Source organism: Pseudomonas sivasensis (assembly GCF_013778505.1).
In the GTDB taxonomy this organism is placed as follows: Bacteria; Pseudomonadota; Gammaproteobacteria; order Pseudomonadales; family Pseudomonadaceae; genus Aquipseudomonas; species Aquipseudomonas sivasensis.
The window spans coordinates 1-19,883 of the sequence record NZ_JAAOWU010000021.1 but is presented as its reverse complement, the minus strand read 5'-3'; the positions used below and the strand labels follow the sequence as shown (position 1 = coordinate 19,883).

The window sequence follows — 19,883 nt, the reverse complement described above, 5'->3', positions numbered from 1 at the left end:
CACGCAGACCAGCGCCGGCATGGAACAGCAGTACCGCCAGGTCGACCAGGTGGCCACCGCCTCCCACGAAATGAGTGCTACCGCCCAGGACGTCGCCCGCAGCGCGGCCCAGGCCGCGCAAGCCGCACGCGATGCCGACCAGGCCACCCGCGACGGCCTGACCGTGATCGACCAAACCACCACCAACATCGGCCACCTGGCGGCGGATATGAGCACGGCCATGGCACAGGTCGAAGGCCTGGCCGCCAATAGCGAGAAAATCGGCTCGGTACTTGAAGTGATTCGCGGCATTGCCGAGCAGACCAACCTGCTGGCGCTCAACGCAGCCATCGAAGCCGCCCGCGCCGGTGAGGCCGGTCGTGGCTTTGCGGTGGTGGCGGATGAAGTGCGCAACCTTGCGCGGCGCACCCAGGAATCGGTGGAAGAAACCCGCCTGGTGATTGAGCAACTGCAAAGCGGCACCGAGGATGTAGTTGGTTCCATGGGCAACAGTTATCGCCAGGCGCAGGGCAGTGTCGAACAGGTCGGCCAAGCCGTGACGGCCCTGCGCCAGATTGGCGATGCGGTCACAGTGATCAGCGACATGAACCTGCAGATCGCCAGCGCCGCCGAAGAGCAAAGCGCGGTGGCCGAGGAGATCAACAACAACGTGGCAACCATTCGCGATGTGACCGAGTCGTTGTCGGAACAAGCCAATGAATCGGCGCGGGTGAGCCAGGCGTTGAACAGCCTGGCGAATCAGCAGCAGGGGTTGATGGACCAGTTCCGCGTCTGAGGGTTGAGGGGGGTCAAATGTGGGAGGGAGCCGGTCGAATCGTCGCACCGCCCCTTCCACAGGGCAATTCGATCAGCACCTTGAGCCCGCCCAGCTCGCTTTCCTGCAACTGCAACACCCCGCCCCACACCTCGACGATATCCCGCACGATCCCCAGCCCCAAACCATGGCCATCAATCTGCTCATCCAGGCGTGTGCCACGGCTGAATACCTGATCGCGCTGGGTTTCGGGGATACCGGGGCCGTCATCCTCAACCGCCAGCAGGTAGCTGTTGGCGGTTTCACTGATATTCAGCCGCACATCGGCATCCGCCCATTTGCAGGCGTTGTCCAGCAGATTGCCGAGCAGTTCCAGTAGGTCTTCCCGGTCCCAAGGCAATTGCAAGCCTGGGGCCGCCTGGTAACTGAGGTCCAGGTGCTCGCCATGGACCATGTTCAGGGTGGCCAGCAAACCGGGCAGTTCTTTTTCACAGTCGAACAAGGCGCCCGGCAAGGTTTCGCCGGCCAGGCGTGCGCGGTTGAGCTCACGGTTGAGGCGCTGTTGAACCTGCTCCAACTGCTCGCGCAAGAGTTTGCTCAGTTTAGGGTGATCCTTGAGCGCCTCGCTCGACGCAGCGCTCAACAGCACCGCCAGCGGGGTTTTGAGGGCATGGCCCAGGTTGCCGAGGGCATTACGCGAGCGCTTGAGGCTGTCTTCGGTGTGGGCCAGCAGGTGGTTGATCTGCGCCACCAGCGGCTCCAGCTCCAACGGCACTTGGGTGTCGAGTTGCGAGCGCTGGCCCTGCTGCAATTGGGCGATCTGGTTGCGGGCGGTTTCCAGCGGGCGCAAGGCGCGACGTACGGTGACCCGCTGCAGGATCAATACCAGCAGCAACGCCGCCAACCCCAGCACCAGACCGATCTGACGCATCAGCCGGAAGCTTTCCCGCACCGGTGTGTAGTCCTGAGCCACGCTGATGGAAATTGATTGGCCAAAGCGTTTGTAGTCCGAGCGCAATACCAGCAACTGCTGGCCTTCCGGGCCCAGTTGCAGGTTGCCCTTGAGCCCCACTTCGGGCAGTCGGGGCAACTCCTGATCCCACAGCGAACGGGAACGCCAATGGGTGTCAGCAAAATCGATACGGAAGTAATGCCCGGAAAACGGCCGCTGATAGGCCGGCGAGAGGCGCTGCTCATCCAACTGTACGCCGTTGGGCCCGCGCACCAGCGCCACCAACAGGTTTTCAGCGTCGTTGCGCAACCCCGCTTCCAGGTAGCGCTGCAAACCGGCTTCGAACAACCACAGACTGGTTTGCGCCAACACCAGGCCGACGATCACCATCACACTGATCAACCCCAGGCTGAGGCGGCGTTGAATCGACTTCATGCAGGGCTGGCGCCAAAGCGGTAACCCTGGCCGCGCCGGGTTTCGATCACGCTGCGCCCCAATTTGCGACGCAGGTGATTGACGTGGACTTCCAGCACGTTGGAATCGCGCTCTGTCTCGCCGTCATACAAGTGCTCAGCCAGGTGGCTTTTCGACAGGATCTGTTCGGGGTGCAGCATGAAGTAGCGCAACAGGCGGAATTCGGCGGCGGTCAGTTGGATCTCGTCACCGTCGCGCAGTACGCATTGGCGACCTTCGTCCAGGTGCAGCCCGGCGGCCTGCAAGGTGGGCTGGTTGGCCTGGCCGTGGGAACGGCGCAACAGCGCCTGGATGCGCAGGTGCAGTTCTTCGGGGTGAAAGGGTTTACTCAGGTAGTCGTCGGCACCGGCCTTGAGCCCTTCGATCCGTTCTGCCCACGAATCGCGGGCGGTAAGAACGAGCACCGGAGTGGCCAACGCGGCTGCACGCCATTGCGCCAGCACCTCAAGGCCGGGCAAACCGGGCAGGCCGAGGTCGAGGATGATCAGGTCGTAGGGTTCGCTGCGGCCCTGGTAAGCAGCGTCGCGGCCGTCGGCCAGCCAGTCGACGGCATAGCCCTGGCGCTGCAGGCCTGCCAACAATTCATCGGCCAGGGGTACGTTGTCTTCCACCAGGAGCAGGCGCATCAGTCTTCCTCGTCTTTGATCAGTACACCGTTGGTGGCGTCGAGTTTAATCTCACGTACCACACCTTCGGTGGTCACCAACTCCACTTCGTAGGCATATTGGCCGTGTTTTTTCTCAAGCTCGGCTTCCAGCAAACGGGAGCCGGGATACCGCGCCATGGCCTGCTGCAACAGTTGCTCCAGCGGCAGGATCACCCCCTGCTGGCGCAGCGCGAGGGCTTCGTCCTGGTTGAGATCGCGGGCCTGCAAACCTGAGCAGAACACCACCAGCACCAACGCCACTCGACTGCCGGCGCGTAAATTTACCTTCATTACGTATCCTGATGATTCTTGAGAACCTGCCCGGTGAGCGCGTCCAATTCAACATCCCATTCAATGCCGTGGCGATCTTCCAACTCAACCTCGTAGACGTACTTGCCATACGCCTCGTCCAGATCGGTGTCCAGCAGCGTCGAACCGGGGTGCAGGGCCAGGGCCGTGGCTTCCAGTTGGTCAAAGGCGACAATTGTAACAGTGGCGGGCACGGTCAGTGGCTTGTCGGGGTCCACGGCTCCGGCCTGGGACGCCGCGGAGGCGATGATAGCGGCGGCGACCAGAGCAGTGAGGCGTTTCATGATAAGTCTCCATAACACGAAGTTAGTCCTACGCCAGCCACGGTATATGCCGCAACTTAACTGAAACTGAATTGCCACCATGGCAATTTCGGGAAAGGCCTTTTCCCACAACCCGCGAGATTTCCTATACTGCCCCGCTCGCTTCAACAGAGACCGGTATGACAGCCATTCACATCAAGTTTCCCGCCCTGACCCTCAAGGCCGGCACGCGCGCCCTCGCCCGCATCCGCGAACAAGGCCTTAAGCCTGCCGACGTAGGCATCCTCCCCGGTGCGGCTGGCGGCCCCAAGGCTTTGGGCATCCAGGGCCTGGACTTGGCGCTGTTCGGCGACTGGCTGCCCCGCGCACCACGGGAGCGGGCGCTGATAGGCGCATCCATCGGTTCCTGGCGCTTTGCCAGCGCCTGCCTGCCCGACCCGGTGCAAGGCCTGCTGGACCTCGGCCGCTTGTACAACGAGCAGCGTTTTGCCAAAGGCGTGACCATGGCCGAGGTCACCCAGAGCTGCCAGCGCATGCTCGACGACCTGCTGGCAGGCCGCGATGCACGCGTACTGGACAATCCCGACTATCGCCTGAATATCATGGTGGTCAAAAGCCACGGCCTGCTTGCCGACGACCATCGCGGGCGCCTGGGTCTGGGCCTGTCAACGGTGATCGCCGACAACCTGCGCGGCCGCGCGCGGCTGTCGCGGCATTTCGAACGGTTGATCATCCATGACCCGCGCCAACTGCCACCGGTGCATCCACTGAAGGATTTCCCATCGCGGTTTCTTGAACTGGATGCAGGCAACCTGCGCCAGGCACTTCTGGCGTCGGGCTCGATCCCGATGGTGATGCAAGGCGTGCGCGACCTGCCCGGCGCAGGCGCTGGCACCTACCGCGATGGCGGCCTGCTGGACTACCACCTTGATCTTCCCTACCACGGCGATGACATCGTGCTGTACCCGCACTTTACCGATCGGGTGATCCCCGGCTGGTTCGACAAAGGGCTGCCATGGCGGCGCAGCAATCAGCAGGGATTGCAGGACGTGTTGCTGCTGGCGCCGTCCAAGGACTACCTGGCCCGCCTGCCCCACGGCAAACTGCCGGACCGCAGCGATTTCAAACGCTTTTTGGGCGACGACAAAAGCCGCAATAAGTACTGGCAAACCGCGATGAGCGAGAGCCAGCGGTTGGGGGATGAGTTTCTGCAACTGGCGGATAACGGAGGCCTGGGCGAGCGCTTGCAGGCGCTTTGACCCAGCGGTATGCGCGGCGCGTGATCAAGCTGTTAAACTCGCCGCCTGCCAGATACCTGACCGAGCTGAAAATACTGTGGAAATCTTCAAAGAGTTTACCTTCGAATCCGCCCACTGCCTGCCGCACGTGCCGGATGGCCACAAATGCGGGCGCCTGCATGGGCATTCGTTCAAGGTGGCGATTCACCTGAGCGGCGACCTGGATCCCCACACCGGCTGGATTCGCGACTTCTCGGAGATCAAGGCGATTTTCAAGCCACTCTATGAACGCCTCGACCACAACTACCTTAATGACATCCCAGGCCTGGAAAACCCAACCAGCGAAGTGCTGGCCAAGTGGATCTGGAATGAACTGAAACCACTGCTGCCAGAACTCAGCGCAATTCGCATCCATGAGACCTGCACCAGCGGCTGTATCTATCGCGGCGAGTAAGCCAGCGATGTGAAAAAACCACCCATGCGGTGGTTTTTTTGTGGCTGCCTCACTTACAGCCATGCGTCCCGACGGTAAGGAGCACTTGCGCCGACGGCCGGACTCAAGCCCAGCGATCACACACGCTGTCCGACTGATCCATTTTGTATCACCCCTGCACTGCTTTCGTGCCCGACTGGGCACAGCGAACATTCTTTTCTGCGCGTCTCCCCTGTTTGGCTATAAATACTGTGCACCGTGCACAGCCGCCGCCGTGCGCCCGTCACTGCTGCGGATTTGGCACGCGCGGTGCAATAGGCCTCGTCACTCATTCAGGGAGCAAGGCACATGACGCAGCAAGAAACGGGCAACGATTACCCTTTAAGCGAAGTCCCCATGCATGCGCGCAAGGGCCTGGCGTCAACCGCCATGGTGCTGTTGGGCTTTACGTTTTTTACCGCGACCATGTTTGCCGGCGGCAAGCTGGGAGTAGCGTTCAGCTTCACCGACATGCTCGGCGTGGTGGCCCTGGGTAACCTGCTGCTGGGTATTTACGCCGCAGGCCTGGGCTACATTGCCTTCAAGAGTGGTTTGAACTCGGTGCTGATGGGGCGATTCTGCTTCGGCGAAGTGGGCAGCAAACTCAGCGACTTGATCCTCGGTTTCACCCAAATCGGCTGGTACGCCTGGGGCACCGCCACTGCTGCCGTGGTGCTGGGTAAATATTTCGAGCTGAGCCAGGGCAGTGTGCTGGCCTTGATGGTGCTGTTCGGCCTGGTGTTCTGCGCGACAGCCTACGTGGGCTATCGCGGGTTGGAGATTTTGTCCTACATCGCGGTGCCGGCCATGGGCCTGTTGCTGTTTTTGTCGATGTGGGTCGCCACGATGAAAATCGGCGGGCTGGACGGGTTGCTGGCGGTGGTGCCGACCGCTGAACTGGACTTGTCGACGGCAATCACCCTGGTGTTCGGCACCTTTGTCAGCGGCGCGACCCAGGCCACCAACTGGACGCGGTTTTCACGCTCAGCCAGGGTGGCGGTGCTGGCCAGCCTGATCGGTTTCTTTATCGGCAATGGCCTGATGGTGTTGATCGGGGCCTATGGCGCCATCGTCTATCAGCAACCGGACGTGGTGGAAGTATTGCTGCTGCAAGGCTTTGCCATGGCGGCGATGGCCATGTTGCTGCTCAACATTTGGAGCACCCAAGACAACACCATTTATAACTTCGCCGTGGCCGGCTGCAATCTGCTGCGCACCAAACGCCGGAAAACCGTGACCCTGGCTGGTGCGGTGATCGGCACGTTGCTGGCGCTGCTCGGCATGTACGACATGCTGGTGCCCTACCTGATCCTGCTGGGCACGGTGATCCCACCCATTGGTGGCGTCATCATGGCGGACTTCTTCTACCGCTATCGCGGCCAATACCCGCGCCTGGCTGAAGCGCGTCTGCCGGCGTTCAACTGGCCGGGGCTGGTGGCGTATGCGGTGGGCACCGTGCTGGCATTCAACTCACCCTGGGTCGCGCCGTTGGTGGGGATCGCTGCCGCGTCGCTGACCTACATCGCGCTGACCGCCGTACTACGCGTGCGTGTACCGCTGGCTGACGCCCAGGCATGAGCCTGACCCTCGCCGACGTACTGGCCCTGCCCGGGCTGGAATCCATGCGCCTGCGGGCCGGTGAAGCCAGCCTGGATAACCGCGTTCGCTGGCCGTACGTGGCGGAAAACAGCGGGATCGCCGAGTGGGTACTGGGCGGCGAACTGGTGTTCGTCACCGGCATCAACCACCCACGGGATGAAGCCAACCTGCTGCAACTGCTGGACGAAGCGTGTCAGCGCCAGGTCGCCGGATTGGTGATTCTTACCGGGCCGGCATATATCCAGGCGATCCCCCAGCGTTTACTCGACGCCGCCGAAGCCGCCGGCATGCCACTGATCGAACAGCCTTATTCGTTGAAAATGGTACTGGTGACCCAGGCTATCGGCTCCGCACTGATTCAGTCCGAACAGCTGGGGCGCTCACGCCATGATGTGCTGGAACGCTTGCTGACCGGTGACTATCAATCCCTGGATCTGCTGCTGCACCGCGCCGTGCAATTGGGCATGTCCCTGGCGGGGCATTGGCAAATTGTGCAATTGCAACTTGAAGGCAGTGAATTGCTGTTCGCCCAAGACGACGCGACGTGGGTGGAGGCGCAACTGGCCCGACAGCACGATGCAATCAGTCGCCGCTTGCGTCAGTTGTCGACCGCGCTGCCGATACTCGGGCGGGCCGGACAATGGACCCTGTTGCTACCGGCGCCGGATGCTGGCGCGGCCTCGGCCAACCGTCAGCAATTGGCCCAGTGGCTGAAGCCCCTGAACCTGCGCCTGGCACCCCTCAAGCTATTTATCGGCTTGAGCGCAGCGCGCCATCCGGCCGAGCGCCTGGCTCAAGCACAGGATGAAGCGCGCCAGGCCCTGGCCGCCGCACGACGGTTCAGCGAGCGGGCCGGATTGTGCGTGTATGACGAATTGGGCGTGCTCAAGTTGCTCAGCGGCGTGCGTGATCGCGCCCTGCTCGACCAATTTCTCAATGAGCGCCTCGGCCCGTTGCTGCGCCACGACCTGCACCATGGCCCCAGCCTGATGCCGACCCTGGAAGCCTGGTTTCACGAGAATGGTAACCTGATGGCTGCCGCCCAGCGCCTGGCCGTACACCGCAATACCCTGACCCACCGCATCCAGCGCATCGAAGCCCTGTGCGGGCTGACGCTGGATAATTCATATGACCGCCTGGACATCGGCATTGCCCTGATGATCTGGCGGCTGTCTGCCTGATTGTTTTTAGCCAAGAGGAACTTGCCCATGCACATCATCAACGCCCGCCTGCGCAACCGTGAAGGCCTGCATGATCTGCACCTGGAAAACGGCCGGATCGCCAGCATCACCCCACAAGCGACGCCACCCGTCATGAAGGCTGGCGACCTGGATGCCGCTGGCAATCTGGTAATCCCGCCCTTCGTCGAACCCCATATCCACCTTGACGCCACTCTTACCGCTGGCGAACCACGTTGGAACATGAGCGGCACCCTGTTCGAAGGCATCGAGTGCTGGGGAGAACGCAAAGCCACCATCACCGAGGAAGACACCAGGACCCGTGCCAAGCAAACTATCCAGTCCCTTGCCGCCCACGGCATCCAGCACGTACGCACGCATGTCGACGTGACCGACCCCGACCTCACAGCACTCAAGGCCATGCTGCAAGTGCGCGAAGAAAGCACGCACCTGATCGACCTGCAAATCGTCGCCTTCCCTCAAGAAGGCATCGAGTCGTACCGCAACGGCCGCGAGCTCATGGAAGAAGCCATCCGCCTGGGCGCCGACGTGATCGGCGGCATCCCCCACTTTGAATACACTCGCGACCAAGGCGTGCGTTCTGTGAAATTCCTGATGGACCTGGCAGAGCGCACCGGTTGCCTGGTGGACGTGCATTGCGACGAAACCGACGACCCCCATTCGCGCTTCCTCGAAGTGCTGGCCGAAGAAGCTCGCAGCCGCGGCATGGGCGCCCGCGTCACGGCCAGCCACACAACGGCCATGGGTTCCTACGACAATGCCTACTGCGCCAAGTTGTTCCGCCTGCTGGGCCACTCCGGTATCAGCTTCGTCTCGTGCCCGACCGAAAGCATCCACCTGCAAGGCCGCTTCGACAGTTTCCCGAAACGGCGAGGTGTCACGCGGGTCAACGAACTGCTCGAAGCGGGCATGAACGTGTGCTTCGGACAGGACTCCATCGTCGATCCCTGGTACCCGCTCGGCAACGGCAACATCCTGCGGGTGCTCGAAGCCGGTTTGCACATCTGCCACATGCTCGGCTACCGCAACCTGCAAAGCGCACTCGACCTGGTGACCGACAACAGCGCCAAGGCCATGGCCCTGGGGGATCGCTACGGCCTTGAGCCTGGACGCCCAGCCAATTTGTTGATCCTCTCGGCGGACAGCGACTACGAGGTGATTCGCAGCCAAGGACTACCGCTGTACTCGATTCGCAACGGCAAGGTGTTGATGAAGCGCCAGCCCGCGCAGGTGGAGTTTGTGTAAGCACGGGGATCATACGACTGAGTCGATATCCAGCGGTTGCGCCCTCCCCAGCTCGCTTGGCGTGGCGGGAGGGATACTGGCGACCTGAGGCAGGGCCTGGTTTTCACGATGACGGAACCAGCGCTTCAGGCTCGGCGGCAGCGCTGCAGAGTGGGCGTGGCTCCCGTAGATATCACGGGCATCGAGGCGACGCCAACGCAGGGTTTGCAGGCGTTCGCGACTGGTGTGCAGGCGGTCGATTTCGGCATTCAAGGGCTCGTGATATTCATAGGACCGTGCGTTGGTCGGGCGATGTCGGGTGAGTTCACGCCGCTTGTCTTGCAGTTGTTTGCGCATGGTCGCCAGGGCATGGTCGAGCAGTTCAAACTCGCGCTGGGTCACCAGAGGGCCGTTGCTATCCAAAGCTTGTTGCCAGCGCCGCAACGTCGCCCAGGCAGCAGGGATGTAGCTGGCGGTCATGAAGTGCTGTTTGTATTGCACCAGTTGCCTGATCAAACCTTCGCGGTCGGGCATGTCACCTCGCACTTGCAACGCTCGACTGTGACCAGCCTCTTCGATGGACTCACAACCAGGCTTCCACAATACCGACGAGTGCGTACCATCCGGGAGCATGATCGGCATAAAGTGCTGCTGCTCGCCATGATGTTGGTAAGGGTTGCCGCCAATACGTACCAAGCCTGCTGCGAACAGCAGACCACCTGCGGTGGGCGCGCTGAATAGCGTGACGGCGCCAGGTATCCAGAGCTTGGCGGTGGTATTCATCCAGGGCGCAGGGACGCTGGGAACGGGGTCGTTGTGGTTGACGATGCGATGGTGAACCAACGTGGATGCGCCGCGAGTGAACTCGGAGTCGGCGGCGCGGGGAGCGCCGTAGGTGTAGAGGAGAACGTTGTAATTGGCATCGGGAATTCGACGTAACCCTTCAGCCAGGAGCAACGCAATCGCGCCACCCAGGCTGTGGCCACAAATCACAATGCGCTGGCCGGTGTGAAACTGATCAAGGTAGCGTAGTACGAAATCACGCACCGCTTGGTATGCCAGATAAAACCCTTCATGCGCCTTGCCAACACCCTCCGCGAAAAGCACCTGGTGGGCGTTGGCATCTCGCAACCCATCAGCTGAACTGGCAGTGCCTCGCACCGCTATCAGAATTACCTCATCGTGGTGAGTGATGAACGCCTGGGTATCAGTGCCGCCTTTTTCGTCATCGAAGAAATGCAAGCGCGCGGGGTGTTCCTGTTCATCCCCCAGTTCCGGGCGATTCTGTGGGTATAACGCAGGATCAAAGGGCAGGATTTCGAAGCGCCTGGAGTACGGGACTTCCTCATAGAGTGGATAGAAACGCTGTGTTTGCTCCGGATCAACTCTCCACGCTTCCTGATGCCCTGAAAGCTGCTCGGCAAATAGATTTCCGACACTTGGGTCTAGCGGAAAATGCACTTCATCCTGGGGTTTCTCCGGCGGCACCTGACCGAAGTTGCAATAACTCAGTGATGCAAACAATGCCAACTGGTACAGGTTCAAGGCACAGAAATCGTCTTGAGTGGAAAGCATTGGGCGCAGGGCTCGAAGCGGGCGTACTTCGAGAACGGTGTGGTTGTTGGGGAAGAGCACGACCCCGAACAAGGCTGGCTGGGGTGGGCCGAAGCCGAGGTCTGCCATCATTTTTAGGGCGTGGCGTTGGGGGCGATGAGTACGAGGAGCTATCGGAGGTAAGTGGGCGACATGGCGAACGAGATCGCGCACCTCGACTTGATAAAACCTATTGGCATGCTGTTTCGCGGGATTGTTTTCGATACGGCGACCGTCAGCCGCAGCAAATCGGGTTTGTTCTGCACGAAATTGGAGCTCGGTGATGGGAAGCTTATAGGTAGGACGTATCATTAGCCGCTGATACGGTAGATCTACTCCAGAATACAAATCGTCAAAAACAAGAACCACAGGGCCGCAATACACATCTCCTAGTTTGGCGAAACCTTCCCCATTCAGCCGGCCTTTGTATTGCTGTCCAGTACTGTCGTGGACAGTGTAGGACAGACCGCCATACGTCACTCCAACCCCAAGTTCATCTACTAGACAGAAACTTACCCAATGCCCTCGCAATGAGCAGGCGGGCTTATTGTCACTAAAAAAAGGTTGCTTCCTTGCGTCCAAACTCATGAGCTTTCTCCTTGCTACTTGCACGATGGATAAACATCACAGATGCGGCCATCCGGCATTTTAATCGGCTTAAAGTTGGTCGTATCACCATTGCAAAAGGCGTCCAGATCTTCGAAGCTTTTCCCCCTACACCGCTTCCAGCCACCAGGAACGGCAACCCAGCTATCGTCAAAAGCCGGCTGTTCCTCCTCCGTTAAAGTCAGCACCACCCTAAGCGTTTTACCCGGTAGCTCATCGCGCTGTGCAACACCCCCTGCGGGCGTTTTTTGCAGTTGACCTGCCGCGTCCAGTGAACGGCATTGCAGAATCTTCCTGATCCCATGAAGGGGGCCTACCGTTCGAAACCACCACTGACATTGACCCGGCAGCTCCTGAACACCGGACTCAGGCATCCGGGGCGAATCCAGGCGATCGATAATGGAAATACCCGCAATATCCCCCCCAACATCCCCATCCCGTTTCCCCCATTTCGCATAAAAATCAAATTCCACGCCACGCAACACCAGCGGGCATCCCTCCACCGTTTCAGTTAGCGGCAATTGATAACTCACCCGACTGGCCGCAGGTTTGTATTCGGTAAAAAAGACCTTCCGCTCTGGCCGCTTGCCTCGACGCCTTGGCAAGGTGCAGGTCTCACCCGTGGCGGGCCTGTAGTTGGCGGCTGTTTTAAGTTTAAATTCCGGTGGTAGATCCACCTGCAGCGTAAAGCTTTCGACCGGCTTTACCGCACACCCCGAAAGCCCCGCCATCCCCAGCGCCAGCAGCACACCCAAGATCCGCCTACTCATCGGTTTTCTCCATCGAGCACCACAGCTGCAACGTCCGCTGGAAATGATCTTCAGGGGTTTCTCCGACGGTTGGCTGCCATCGAATCACACTGGCGCGACTGGCCTCTTCCAACCGTCGCACTACCAGAAATTCCAACTGCTCCGGCCGGTTCCATTGCCAGGCCCGAGCCTGTTCGAGTACCTGGGTCAGCCATACCCTGGGGTCTTGGAATTCGACCAGCGCTGCCAGACTTTCACTGTGCTCCGCCAGCAGGTAACGCAGGATATTGGCGTGCAAAATGGCGTGGGCATTTGGGTTAGGTATGTTCAGCCAAGGGGCTGGATCGGGCACCGGATAATCACCGGGAGCAGGGTTACTGCCATAGTGCCAACGGTCTTCATGCCAGTAACACACGCTGATCAGCGGACCAAGGAATGCTGGCCATTGCTCAACCTTCAGGCAGTTGAGTGCACGCGCCAGCGTACGATTGTCGTGAAATCGGTACAGCGCCTGGTGCCCCTCGGGCCCGACCAGCAGCCGGTCGCGCCAATGCCGCGTCACGTCCGTGAGGTCCACGTTTGGCAAACTGCCCAACCACCCCCAATTCATCTCCGGCTTTTGTAGAAGATCGAGCAGCGCGGGCTCGCCAACCTGATCCAGCAACAGGATCAAGGGGCCAGCCGTGGCGATTTCCGCCAGCGGGGTTTGTGCGTAGAGGCTGCAATAGTCTGGAAAGCCTCGCGCTGCCAACATCGGCTGGCGGGCTGCGTTACTGCCTTCAAGTATCAAGCACAGCCTGCGCCCTGCCTGCAGCTGCTGGCTCATCCATTGGTTTGGAAGGTTGTCCATCAGGCAGCCCTCTCACTGATATCGCACAGGCCTTCGCGGCAGCGTTCGCACACTGGACAGAAGTCCGCGCCCAGTTGCTTGGCCAAGTGCATGATGACGCCCTGGACAACGGAGACTTCAGGGGCTGTAGCAATCGACACAGAACTCGCCGACCCGGTCGCGGACGGTGTGCCACCGAGGGTAATGGGCCGACTACTGAAAATACCTCCCGCCTGGATCACCAGGTGCTCTCCGCCCGCCTTGAAGCTCAGGTGTGCGCCGGCGTCGATCACCAAGCTGGCACCGGCCTTGAGATGCACCTCTTGGCCGGCTTCGATCACGAGGGTCTGCCGGACATACGTCTGGCTATCGCCCTGCACGTCAAGGTGGTCGCTGGCTTTGAGAACAACCTTACGATCACCCGTGACATGACGATGCTCCTCACTTTCCAGGTGAGCCGTGCTTAACCCCCGGATGATTTCCCGTCGCTCCCCATCCACTTCCAAGCGAGCGTCATGGCCCACCTGTTGCTCAAAATCCCGTTGAGCCCGAACGTAGATGAGCTCCTCGCCACGACGATCTTCGAGGTGCAACTCGTTGGAACCTTCACCGCCCAGGGTGCTGCGAGTGCGCAAGACACTGCGGGTCTTGTGTTGCGGCAAAGGATAGGTAGGCATGTGCAACGCATTCGGCAGGCAACCGTGGATCAACGGCTGGTCCGGGTCTCCTTCAAGGAAGGTCACCAGCACTTCCATGCCCACCCGTGGGAGCATCGTTGCGCCAAACCCATCACCGGCCCATCCTGACGCCACTCGCACCCAACAACTGCTTTTGTCATCGGTCTTGTCCAACCGGTCCCAATGAAATCGCACTTTCACCCGGCCGTATGCATCGCAATGCACCTCCTCACCGGAAGGCCCGGTGACCGTTGCGGTCTGGGTCCCGTTGATGGTCGGCTTGGGGTGTTTGAGGGGCGGTCGATGCGTCGCACTCCAGGGTGTCGCCGTGAAGCGATTGCGATACCCCTGAAATGTACCCACTTCCTCAGCCGCTTCCTCCAGCACCTGGGGTTGATAACCCTCGTGCCGGACCGAAGTGATTAACCAAAGGTCATTGCAGAGCGGATCTGGATATTCCTGCAATTCAAGGAAATGCCCACTGCGCAATACCGGCTGGTCGCTCTTGCCCAGCGCGCGAAAACGGTCGCGTTGATGGCGCTCCAAGCCTCTGCGTGCCAGGCGCGAACCCCGTGCATGACCGCTAAAACCTGCTGGATAGCAGTAGTCTTCAAGGGTTTGCGCTGCGGTCGAGCCTGCGGTGGTCTGTAAGCGCAAGGAGGGATGTTCAAAGTCATGATCGCGGCGCACCGTTTGCCCACTGCGGGTGCCCAGGCGCACATCGAAACGCTGGATAACCCGCGTATCAGACTGCGGCCCGCCGACAGGTGAATAACGTTGCACGGGCAAGCGGCGGAATACGGTCTGGTCATCGCCAAATACCAACACATGCGCGCCCTCGCTGTGACGGAAGTGGTAATGAATGCCCTCCTCTTCACACAGCCGCTGGATGAAATGCAGGTCGGTTTCCGCGTATTGCACACAGAACGTACGAGGCGGATACACCACCGGCCCCAGCTCAAAGGCATAGCTGTCGGCCAGAATGCCGTGGTGCTCAAGGACTGTCGCGATGATCTGGGGAACGCTGCGCTGCTGGAAAATCCGCTGGTCGCGCCGATGACCAAGGTAGGCGAGGCGCGGCGCCAACGTCAGGTGATAGCGGGTGAGCCGCCGGCCAGGATCATCGCGGCCAATTGCGTAAATCTGCCCATGCAATCCTGTATCCGTGTCGCAGAACGCCAGGTATGCAGGCTGGTGAAGCAAAGCCTCCAGATCCAGTGAAGGATTTTCGCTGACCACCTGCACCTGAATAAAAAATGGTTGATCAACGACCTCCTGGCCTTTGAACGCCAACACTTGAAAGTCACTTTTAATACCTGGAAGGATTAAATTGAAACGTGACGAAAAAAACGCACTAACCATCCGTTGTTACCCGCCAAATCTATTTATTACCGTACTGAAATACTTCCCCCGTCAAACGTAGAAAAGTTAACGAGAGAAAGCGCCTGAACGCCATGAAGCTTAGCGATTTCAGGAAAAAATCGACCTCGAAAAAATAAAAGAGAAGTTTCGTACAACGAAGATTGAAGGGTCTTTTACAAGATATTAATTCTATTCAACCAAACACTTCTTAAAGACAAGAAATGCCCTACACCAACTTTCGTCTAATCAATTAATTGATCGTGAAACAGCTGACACCCCCTTGGGCATCAGCGATTCAAAAAGCTTTACGCCTGAGGCCGCGCGGTCCCGAACAGACTGACGCTCTGCAGTGTGTCGTTCTGCGTATGCAGGCGGACCGGCGCAGTGCCACCAGGCATCACCACGGCGACTTCACCGCCCTCAACCCAACCCGCTCGCCAAGCCGCACAGGCCACGGCACTGGCGCTGGTTCCGGAGGACGCCGTAGGGCCTTCTCCCCGTTCGAACACCCGGGCAATAACTCGGTTGCGAGAGTGCCTGGCGACCCATTGCAAATTGATCCCGGCCAAACAGGGGTGACCGCTGCCAGCCGGAGGGGCGAAGGCTATCGCCTGCAAGGGTTCATACAACGCGGGTTGCTGCATCTGTAGGTTTTCCGGCAAAGCTGAAACCTGATCGACCAAGGTCACACAATGAGGGTTACCTACACGCACAAACTGACTGTGTGTCCACCGCGGATCGATCGCCGCCAACGCCCTCACGTAACTCAGTTCAGTGCCGGCCAGAATTGTCTGCTCCACCTCTTGCGCACCAACGGCTGACGGCCCAAATCCAGGCAAACCCAAGGCCAGCCAAAATCCCGAGAGGTGCTCGTAGACGGCAGGCTCGACACGAGTCACCACCGGCGACACTGCATCAGGCTTGTCATGATGCACTCGCAATTCACACGCCTCAGTCATCAAGCCCTGGTCAGTGAGGGCCTGGGCGAAAATCGTCAACCCATTGCCACTGCGCTCAGCCAGGGAGCCGTCGGTGTTCACGATCAATAGGTCAAACGGCGGCTCGGTCTGGAACGGGCCAACCAACAAACCATCACAGCGGTGGGGCTTGGCATTGATGGGACGCGGCGTCGAATCCCAATCGCATTCAGACGTTATGGCTCGGGTTGCCCAACGCTCGCGAGCACGCACGGCTTGCGCGGCGCTGTCGGGCACCTCAATGCCCTGGTTTCGTAAAAAAGCCGGGCTGGTCACGCCATAAATATTGCCTCGTGCGTCATAGAACAGGGTCATGGTGCTAGTCGCCTTCCAATTTTCATCGGTTCGTCCGCTCACTTGCCTACAGGCTGGGCAAGCAGCGTATTACACAACATAGCGTTTGTGGGAGGCGGCCTGGAAGGTGGTAATCCACCACGAGAAACCCGGGGTTCACCGGTTCCCACAGGGATTACGCACCTTCCAGGCCGCCTCCTACGAGCTCAACACCTCCTGTTGTGGCTACCGACATCCATAGGGTTCCTGGTTTTTAAAAATTAACCTGAGTACAGGTCATCTCCGGGGAACCCGGCTCGCCCCCCAAGGCCCGATGTGCAAGGATGTCGCGTCGGACACCGTTCGTTGAACGCAAAACCAAGGATTTTTCATGACTGCCATTCCCACCTCCGCGCCCGTGATCCCCGGGCGGTTGGAGCAGATGTCGACACGTATTGCATTTTTTATCGCCGGCTTCGGCATTGCTGCGTGGGCGCCGCTGGTGCCGTACGCCAAGGCTCGTGCAGAACTGAGTGAGGGCACCTTGGGCCTGCTGCTGTTGTGCCTGGGGGTGGGGTCTATCATCGCCATGCCGGCCGCCGGCGCATTGGCATCGCGCTATGGTTGCCGACGCGTGCTGAGCGCCGGCACGATCATGATCTGCCTGGCCCTGCCCATGCTGGCCACGGTCAGCTCGATACCGTTACTGATCGCCGCGTTGTTCCTGTTTGGCGCGGGCTTGGGCACTGTGGACTCCACGGTGAACCTGCAAGCCGTGATTGTTGAGCGGGCCAGTGGCAAAACAATGATGTCGGGCTTCCATGGTTTGTTCAGCCTGGGAGGTATTGTCGGCGCGGCGGGGGTTGCCGGGTTATTGGGACTGGGGCTGTCGCCTCTCCAAGCGACCCTGGTGGTGATCGTCATCATGGCGGTGGCGCTGCTCAAGGCCGGTCCGCATTTGCTGCCCTACGGCAGTGAAAGTTCGGGCCCGGCATTTGCTGTTCCCCACGGCGTGGTGCTGTTTATCGGCTGTCTGTGCTTTATCGTGTTTTTGGCCGAAGGCGCCGTGCTTGACTGGAGCGCGGTGTTCCTCAGTGCCGAACGCGGACTTGACGAAGCCTACGCTGGCCTGGGTTACGCAGCGTTCGCCCTGACCATGACCGCCGGCCGTTTGACGGGTGATGCCATCGTACGGCGCCTGGGCGCTACGCGGGTGATCGTGATCGGGGGCGCACTGGCCACCGCCGGCATGTTGCTGGCGACGTTGCTTCCAGCCTGGGAAACCGCTCTGCTGGGCTACGCATTGGTAGGCGCCGGGTGTTCGAATATCGTACCGGTGCTGTATACCGCCGTCGGTAAACAGACAGTGATGCCAGAGCACATCGCCGTGCCCGCCATCACTACCCTGGGGTATGCCGGGATTCTTGCCGGTCCCGCCGTGATCGGTTTCATCGCGCATGGCAGCAGCCTGAGCAGCGCCTTCGTGCTGATCGCATTGTTGCTTGCGGGTGTGTCCCTCAGCGGCAAAATTCTCAAGGTGTAAACCATCAGCGCGCCTTGCGAGCTTCGTCTTGTTCCAGCCAACGATCGAGACTTTTGTTGCTGAGCCAGCCTTCCTTTTGAGGAGGTCCAAATAGTCGCGTTCCGTTCGCGCGCTCCAGTGAAGGCAGTAACCCTGGCCGCTCAAGAATGTTCTTTGCGGTGTAGACGCAAAGCTCGCTGTACTTGGGCCTGGGCATGCCGGTGGACGGATCCAGCACTGGGATACCCTGCGGGTCAACGGCATACGGGTCCTGCATGACCGCTTTGAGTGTGGCGATTTCGACGTACTGGTGCTGCTCAAACAGAAACGTCCGGTCCTGGGATTTGTCTCTCAGTTGCTCGAAGTGGCCCTGCAGGGCCTGCACCACCTGGGTGTTACTCTGGGCATGGAACGGATCCTGGCTGAACACGCTCGGAGAACTATTGCCCTGCAATGTTTGGGCGGCGGCCCTGAGACTGTCACGAGTAATATCACCGTCGCGGCTCAAGATCGCGTCATTCAATCGCGGTCGCTTCAGAATTTCACTGACCACCTGAATCGTTCGGTCCAACTCCTCGTGTTGACCCGTACGTTCAGCGGCAACGCGCCGCAATGACGACCAGGTCAAACGTCCTTCGTTCAGGAATGGGTGCAGCCTGCCAAAATCTTTTTCCAGGGCCGTCGCTAATTGGCTGTCCGTGGACGCCACCCCGGGAGGCGAAAGATTGGCGCGCGTCACTGACAGGTTCTGCAGCGCTCGGTGATGCAGCACCGACAATGTACCGCGCAACGGCAATCGCCCGCGCGACGCGTTTTCCGGGTGCGCTGGGCGAGCGTCATTCCAGGTTTCAGCGTGGGTGAGCGACGCTGGCGCTGTGGGTCTCGAAACCATCCCGTCCAGTGCCAGAGGCCCACCATGAGGTAGTACACCCTCGATTTTCATGGGTTTTCTCCAACTTTTTTCCGATCCCTGCCTGTACGGTGATCGCCCCCTTGGCGGCCGAAATCATTGAATGGATTCCACTCAGGCAAGCACCTCATGTGTGGCTGGACGAATACGACAGTTCCTTACGACCAATGAATTCCAATGACAGCATGTAAAAACCCACGAACGCGCCTTTACCGACTCCACCAGGCCGTCAGGTAATTCATCAGCCTGGAGTGTTTAAGTGGCTTGGCGTTATCACTAGAGGCGTGGTTGGACTTGAGCAGTCCCCTGCAAAAATCTTCCTCTACGGGCGCCTGGAATTTGTGCTGACCTGCGAATGTCCTCATGCGCCTGGCTTCGACAGCATGCGCAGTCTGCAGGGCCAGGGACTCTTGCGTCGCTATGTCGCCTTTGGACAGAGTTGAGTCGCCATCATGGGGATCACGAAACAACTCATGACAGCTGGGTTGAGATGAGTGAAACGAGGTTGACGTCATTTGCTAGCCCTCCACTTGGAATTTGAAAGACGGTGCATATGACCTATGTGGTAAATCGGCGTAAACAGTTCCTGACACAATTGAAGCAGACGCCGTCATTCAATAACGGCGTCTGAGTTTCGGTTAACGGGAAAGCTGGTAGAGCGCTTGCCAACTGATGCGACCGTCGTTATCACGGCCCGCGAGATTGTCCATTTTCTTCAACACGTCACTGCGTCTGAGAATTTCCTGGGCAAGCTGGACAAGGTGATCCTTGGAAGAATCGCCCGTCTGAGACTGTGACGCCAACCGCCTGAGGTCATGGAAGCTCAGTTCCCCGGCCCTGGGATTACTTTTCAACTCGTTGAAGTGCTTAAGCATTTCCCCGGCCAACTCCTTGTCGCTCTTGTATTTGAAGTAATTTTCTCCCTTGATTACAGCATTCACATTTTGCCGATTGATCAGGCCATCCAACGCACCGGTGGAGGTGTTCCGGTCAAGGGCGCTCATCAGTTCTGGACGACGTAGCAACTCATTGGCCAGGCGAATGTTCGCGTTCATGACGGGATCGGGAGACCAGCCTTTTTTGGCCATCGCATGGATACTATCAACGCTTATATACCCAGGGTTATTGCGGTCCCTGAAGGCGTTGAAGTTGTCGCTCAACTGCTGCGCCAACTGTTCGTTGTTTTTCAACGAGTACTGCGGATCAGGCCTGCATGGAGGCATCGGATAGGGTCTGCAGGGGGTGGGGTTGGGTC

At 59.5% G+C, this 19,883-nt stretch carries 18 protein-coding genes; 7 read left to right on the top strand and 11 right to left on the bottom strand.

Features of this window, described 5'->3' with window-relative positions:
- Window positions 1-19 precede the first annotated feature (19 nt).
- Window positions 20-775 carry a methyl-accepting chemotaxis protein gene (locus tag G9Q84_RS29905; protein ID WP_401380621.1) on the top strand — a complete coding sequence of 252 codons (756 nt, stop codon included), beginning with the start codon at window positions 20-22 and terminating at the stop codon, window positions 773-775.
- Between the two features lie 13 nt (window positions 776-788).
- Here G9Q84_RS29905 and G9Q84_RS25230 read toward each other — a convergent pair whose 3' ends face one another.
- Genes G9Q84_RS25230 through G9Q84_RS25215 form a run of 4 tightly spaced genes read right to left on the bottom strand, consistent with a single transcriptional unit; the run spans window position 789 to window position 3,419 of the window.
- Window positions 789-2,141 carry a sensor histidine kinase gene (locus G9Q84_RS25230; RefSeq protein WP_181644269.1) on the bottom strand — a complete coding sequence of 451 codons (1,353 nt, stop codon included), beginning with the start codon at window positions 2,139-2,141 and terminating at the stop codon, window positions 789-791.
- On the bottom strand, window positions 2,138-2,806 hold the full coding sequence (locus G9Q84_RS25225) for a response regulator transcription factor (protein ID WP_032886699.1): 669 nt from the start codon (window positions 2,804-2,806) through the stop codon (window positions 2,138-2,140). Before G9Q84_RS25225 ends, G9Q84_RS25230 begins: the two co-directional genes overlap by 4 nt.
- A complete protein-coding gene (locus G9Q84_RS25220; protein WP_032886701.1) occupies window positions 2,806-3,117 on the bottom strand; it encodes a PepSY domain-containing protein in 312 nt (103 codons plus the stop codon). Before G9Q84_RS25220 ends, G9Q84_RS25225 begins: the two co-directional genes overlap by 1 nt.
- Complete coding sequence (locus tag G9Q84_RS25215; protein WP_032886703.1) at window positions 3,117-3,419, bottom strand: PepSY domain-containing protein; 303 nt, start codon at window positions 3,417-3,419, stop codon at window positions 3,117-3,119. The genes G9Q84_RS25220 and G9Q84_RS25215 overlap by 1 nt, the downstream gene beginning before the upstream one ends.
- Window positions 3,420-3,577: 158 nt before the next feature.
- On the opposite strand from G9Q84_RS25215, the gene G9Q84_RS25210 reads away from it, so the two are divergent.
- The 5 genes from G9Q84_RS25210 (at window position 3,578) to codA (ending at window position 9,151) form a co-directional block, all read left to right on the top strand.
- Complete coding sequence (locus G9Q84_RS25210; RefSeq protein ID WP_099601855.1) at window positions 3,578-4,657, top strand: patatin-like phospholipase domain-containing protein; 1,080 nt, start codon at window positions 3,578-3,580, stop codon at window positions 4,655-4,657.
- Window positions 4,658-4,733: 76 nt separating this feature from the next.
- On the top strand, window positions 4,734-5,090 hold the full coding sequence (gene queD / locus G9Q84_RS25205; RefSeq protein ID WP_181644268.1) for a 6-carboxytetrahydropterin synthase QueD: 357 nt from the start codon (window positions 4,734-4,736) through the stop codon (window positions 5,088-5,090).
- Window positions 5,091-5,417: 327 nt separating this feature from the next.
- Window positions 5,418-6,686 carry a cytosine permease gene (gene codB, locus G9Q84_RS25200; protein ID WP_122681507.1) on the top strand — a complete coding sequence of 423 codons (1,269 nt, stop codon included), beginning with the start codon at window positions 5,418-5,420 and terminating at the stop codon, window positions 6,684-6,686.
- Window positions 6,683-7,888 (top strand): PucR family transcriptional regulator, encoded by a 1,206-nt coding sequence (locus G9Q84_RS25195; protein WP_032886710.1) that lies wholly within the window; start codon window positions 6,683-6,685, stop codon window positions 7,886-7,888. Before codB ends, G9Q84_RS25195 begins: the two co-directional genes overlap by 4 nt.
- Before the next feature lie 27 nt (window positions 7,889-7,915).
- Entirely contained in the window at window positions 7,916-9,151 is a 1,236-nt protein-coding gene (gene codA / locus G9Q84_RS25190) for a cytosine deaminase (RefSeq protein WP_181644267.1), read from the top strand.
- Between the two features lie 9 nt (window positions 9,152-9,160).
- Here the strand turns inward: codA and G9Q84_RS25185 are convergent, their stop codons facing one another.
- The 5 genes from G9Q84_RS25185 to G9Q84_RS25165 all read right to left on the bottom strand — a co-directional run bounded on the left by G9Q84_RS25185 (window position 9,161) and on the right by G9Q84_RS25165 (window position 16,238).
- Window positions 9,161-11,311, bottom strand: a complete 2,151-nt coding sequence (locus G9Q84_RS25185; protein WP_181644266.1) for a lipase family protein — start codon at window positions 11,309-11,311, stop codon at window positions 9,161-9,163.
- Between the two features lie 14 nt (window positions 11,312-11,325).
- Window positions 11,326-12,099: a hypothetical protein gene (locus G9Q84_RS25180; protein ID WP_122765014.1), complete on the bottom strand. Its 774-nt coding sequence runs from the start codon at window positions 12,097-12,099 to the stop codon at window positions 11,326-11,328.
- The gene (locus G9Q84_RS25175) at window positions 12,092-12,928 is read right to left on the bottom strand and encodes a DUF4123 domain-containing protein (protein WP_122681512.1); all 837 of its coding nucleotides are present in this window, start codon (window positions 12,926-12,928) and stop codon (window positions 12,092-12,094) included. The genes G9Q84_RS25180 and G9Q84_RS25175 overlap by 8 nt, the downstream gene beginning before the upstream one ends.
- Window positions 12,928-14,946, bottom strand: a complete 2,019-nt coding sequence (locus G9Q84_RS25170) for a type VI secretion system Vgr family protein (RefSeq protein ID WP_181644265.1) — start codon at window positions 14,944-14,946, stop codon at window positions 12,928-12,930. The genes G9Q84_RS25175 and G9Q84_RS25170 overlap by 1 nt, the downstream gene beginning before the upstream one ends.
- A gap of 305 nt (window positions 14,947-15,251) precedes the next feature.
- A complete protein-coding gene (locus G9Q84_RS25165; protein WP_181644264.1) occupies window positions 15,252-16,238 on the bottom strand; it encodes a diaminopimelate epimerase in 987 nt (328 codons plus the stop codon).
- A gap of 349 nt (window positions 16,239-16,587) precedes the next feature.
- On the opposite strand from G9Q84_RS25165, the gene G9Q84_RS25160 reads away from it, so the two are divergent.
- Entirely contained in the window at window positions 16,588-17,739 is a 1,152-nt protein-coding gene (locus G9Q84_RS25160; protein ID WP_032886723.1) for an MFS transporter, read from the top strand.
- Window positions 17,740-17,743: 4 nt separating this feature from the next.
- Here G9Q84_RS25160 and G9Q84_RS25155 read toward each other — a convergent pair whose 3' ends face one another.
- Entirely contained in the window at window positions 17,744-18,661 is a 918-nt protein-coding gene (locus G9Q84_RS25155; RefSeq protein WP_181644263.1) for a type III secretion protein, read from the bottom strand.
- Window positions 18,662-19,266: 605 nt separating this feature from the next.
- Window positions 19,267-19,883: EF-hand domain-containing protein (locus tag G9Q84_RS25150; protein ID WP_477749765.1), on the bottom strand; the 617-nt coding region annotated here is incomplete at its 5' end.

Coding starts and splice junctions, on each gene's coding strand:
- G9Q84_RS25225 (WP_032886699.1), bottom strand. CDS start 2,806: ATGCGCCTGCTCCTGGTGGAAGACAACGTACCCCTGGCCGATGAATTG.
- G9Q84_RS25185 (WP_181644266.1), bottom strand. CDS start 11,311: ATGAGTTTGGACGCAAGGAAGCAACCTTTTTTTAGTGACAATAAGCCC.
- G9Q84_RS25155 (WP_181644263.1), bottom strand. CDS start 18,661: ATGAAAATCGAGGGTGTACTACCTCATGGTGGGCCTCTGGCACTGGAC.
- G9Q84_RS29905 (WP_401380621.1), top strand. CDS start 20: ATGGAACAGCAGTACCGCCAGGTCGACCAGGTGGCCACCGCCTCCCAC.
- codB (WP_122681507.1), top strand. CDS start 5,418: ATGACGCAGCAAGAAACGGGCAACGATTACCCTTTAAGCGAAGTCCCC.
- G9Q84_RS25160 (WP_032886723.1), top strand. CDS start 16,588: ATGACTGCCATTCCCACCTCCGCGCCCGTGATCCCCGGGCGGTTGGAG.
- G9Q84_RS25165 (WP_181644264.1), bottom strand. CDS start 16,238: ATGACCCTGTTCTATGACGCACGAGGCAATATTTATGGCGTGACCAGC.
- G9Q84_RS25195 (WP_032886710.1), top strand. CDS start 6,683: ATGAGCCTGACCCTCGCCGACGTACTGGCCCTGCCCGGGCTGGAATCC.
- G9Q84_RS25230 (WP_181644269.1), bottom strand. CDS start 2,141: ATGAAGTCGATTCAACGCCGCCTCAGCCTGGGGTTGATCAGTGTGATG.
- G9Q84_RS25220 (WP_032886701.1), bottom strand. CDS start 3,117: ATGAAGGTAAATTTACGCGCCGGCAGTCGAGTGGCGTTGGTGCTGGTG.
- G9Q84_RS25170 (WP_181644265.1), bottom strand. CDS start 14,946: ATGGTTAGTGCGTTTTTTTCGTCACGTTTCAATTTAATCCTTCCAGGT.
- G9Q84_RS25180 (WP_122765014.1), bottom strand. CDS start 12,099: ATGAGTAGGCGGATCTTGGGTGTGCTGCTGGCGCTGGGGATGGCGGGG.
- codA (WP_181644267.1), top strand. CDS start 7,916: ATGCACATCATCAACGCCCGCCTGCGCAACCGTGAAGGCCTGCATGAT.
- G9Q84_RS25210 (WP_099601855.1), top strand. CDS start 3,578: ATGACAGCCATTCACATCAAGTTTCCCGCCCTGACCCTCAAGGCCGGC.
- G9Q84_RS25215 (WP_032886703.1), bottom strand. CDS start 3,419: ATGAAACGCCTCACTGCTCTGGTCGCCGCCGCTATCATCGCCTCCGCG.
- G9Q84_RS25175 (WP_122681512.1), bottom strand. CDS start 12,928: ATGGACAACCTTCCAAACCAATGGATGAGCCAGCAGCTGCAGGCAGGG.